This window comes from Ferruginibacter sp. (assembly GCF_031430955.1).
GTDB lineage: Bacteria > Bacteroidota > Bacteroidia > Chitinophagales > Chitinophagaceae > Ferruginibacter.
On the sequence record NZ_JANPCM010000188.1, the window covers coordinates 1 to 2,953 of the forward strand.

The window sequence follows — 2,953 nt, forward strand, 5'->3', positions numbered from 1 at the left end:
ATCTAAAATTTTATTGTTAATACCCCAGGCCATAGCATGGAATGCGATGGCAAAAGAATCCGTTCATGCCAATGGTTTTTTAGGCTGGGTGCAGGGCACAGGTAAAGAACCCAAAGAATCGCAGCCGGTTACTTATGACCGTGAGCCTGATTTTGAAGACTTTGGATTGGGATGTTTTTTGCTGGCAGGGAGTGAGGTGTATAAGATTAAAAGATAAATGTTGAATGTGAGAATGGCGAATTTGTGCTAATATTTTTTTGAGAAATAAAAAAAGAGTAAGAGATTAAAACAAATGTATTGTTGCTTTGCAATGAACTTTTTGCCACAGAATACAGATGAATACAAATGTATTGCTGCTGTGCAGCAAAGATTTTAGCCACAAAGTTACGAAGGCACAAAGGTTGCTGCTTCGCAGCAAATTATTGGCCACGGATTACTCGAATTTGTAAGGATTAATACAAAAAACCTGATAAAAAATCCGTGTTAATCTGTGTAATCCGTGGCAAAAAATAATTCACGAAATGAATTTAAAAAACGAAGTTTTTCCTTTGTGCCTTCGTGTCTTTGTGGCTATTTTTTTTGAGTAATCAAAAAACCATTCAACAACAGTTTTCAAAATATTATTATGACCAAACGTTTTTGCTTACTAATTCTACTGGTTGTTTCTTTGCAAATTACAAATGCTCAGCGGCAAAAATATAATTTCAACAGCGATTGGAAAGTATCTACAGGCGATGACTCCACCGCCATCAACAACAATTACAACGATGCCGGTTGGAAAAAAGTAACACTTCCATACGCCTGGAACGAAGACGATGCTTTTAAAAAAGATATTGTGGACTTACGCACCGGCATTGGCTGGTACCGCAAACATTTTAAACTTCCTGCTACCGCAAAAGCACAAAAAATATTTTTAGAATTTGAAGGGATAAGACAAGCCGGCGAATTTTATGTAAATGGAAAATACATTGGCCTTCACGAAAATGGTGTAATGGCTTTTGGGTTTGATATTACTGAGGCTGTAAATTTTGGTGATACAGAAAATGTAATTGCTGTACGCATTGATAACAGTTGGGACTATAAGGAAAAAGCCACCAAAACAAAATTTCAATGGGAGGATAAAAACTTTAATGCCAATTATGGGGGCATCAGTAAAAATGTATTTCTTCATGTAACACCAAAAGTTTATCAAACACTGCCATTGTATGCTGGTTTGCAAACAACTGGTGTTTATATTTATGCTGATAATTATAACATTAAAGAAAGATCTGCAATCATGCATGCAGAGAGTGAAGTAAAAAATGAAAGCGGCCAATCTCAGCAGGTAGTATACCAGGTTGCAATCAGCGATTACAATGGTAAATTAATTAAAATATTTACCGGTGATAAAATATTGCTTGCACCCGGCGAAACAAAAATTATAACAGCAGCATCTTTAGTTAACGGTTTAAATTTCTGGAGTTGGGGCTATGGATATTTATACAATGTGCAAACCAGTTTGCTCATCAATAATAAACCAACAGATATTGTAACCACCACCACAGGGTTTAGAAAAACCGAATTTAAAAACGGTATGATCTGGTTAAATGACCGTGTAATAATGATACATGGCTATGCACAAAGAACGAGTAATGAATGGCCTGCAATTGGTTTGAGCGTGCCGCCATGGTTGAGTGATTACAGCAATGGATTGATGGTGGAAAGCGGTGGTAACTTAGTAAGATGGATGCACATTACACCATGGAAACAGGATATAGAAAGTTGCGACCGTGTAGGTTTATTGCAGGCTATGCAGGCAGGCGATGCAGAAAGGGATGTGGATGGTGTAAGATGGCAGCAACGAAAAAATGTAATGAGGGATGCGATTATTTACAACCGCAATAATCCCAGTATAATTTTTTATGAATGTGGTAACGAAAATATCAGCGAAGCACACATGCATGAAATGAAAGACATCCGAAATAAATACGATGCTTTTGGTGGACGTGCTATTGGCAGCCGTGAAATGCTGGACAGTAAAGTAGCAGAGTATGGTGGTGAAATGTTGTACACCAATAAAAGTGCTAACATACCAATGTGGGCAATGGAATATTCACGTGATGAAGGCTCGAGAAAATTTTGGGATGATTACACCGTACCGTTTCATAAAGATGGCGACGGGCCTTTGCACAACGGGCAATCTGCTGCAGCTTACAACCGCAATATGGAAAGCCATGCAGTGGAAAATGTAAAACGCTGGTTCGAATTTTGGAACGAAAGACCCGGCACCGGAAAGCGGGTAAGCGCTGGCGGGGTAAATATTGTTTGGAGTGAAACCAATACACACCACAGAGGCGCTAACAATTACCGCAGAAGTGGGGAAGTGGATGCCTTAAGAATACAAAAAGAAAATTTTTATGCTCATGAAGTAATGTGGGATGGTTGGGTAAACCCCGAAAAGCAACATATACATATTGTGGGCCATTGGAATTATGCAGCTGGGGTTACCAAAGATATTTATGTGATAAGCACTGCCGATAAGGTGGAATTGAAAGTAAACGGCACTTCATTAGGTTATGGAATTAAAAGCGATGGCTTCTTATTCACTTTTAAAAATGTGGCGTTTAAAACCGGTAACATTAGTGCGAAAGGATATGATAAAAATAATAATCCGGTTTGTGCCGACAAAATTATTACTGTTGGCGAACCTGTAGGATTACGATTAAAAAATATTAAACGCCCCACAGATTTTATTGCTGATGGTCATGATATTGCTTTAGCAGAAGTGGAAGTGATTGATGCAAAAGGCAACCGTTGCCCAACCGCATTAACTATGATCAATTATAAATTAGATGGTCCGGCAGAATGGCGTGGCGGCATGGCCATTGGTCCGGATAATTATATTTTGGCAAAAAGTTTTCCGGTGGAAGGAGGGGTGAATCGTTTTTTAATTCGTTCCACAACAACAGCAGGA

1 protein-coding gene and 1 pseudogene are annotated in these 2,953 nt (G+C 38.7%); both read left to right on the top strand.

The genetic code is table 11. The features are described 5' to 3' along the window. A pseudogene (locus ACY65O_RS05165) lies at positions 1 to 217 on the top strand (hypothetical protein); the annotation flags it as partial. A 408-nt stretch (positions 218 to 625) separates the two neighbouring features. Then, a partial coding sequence (locus ACY65O_RS05170) for a sugar-binding domain-containing protein (protein WP_462219782.1) occupies positions 626 to 2,953 on the top strand: 2,328 nt, incomplete at its 3' end.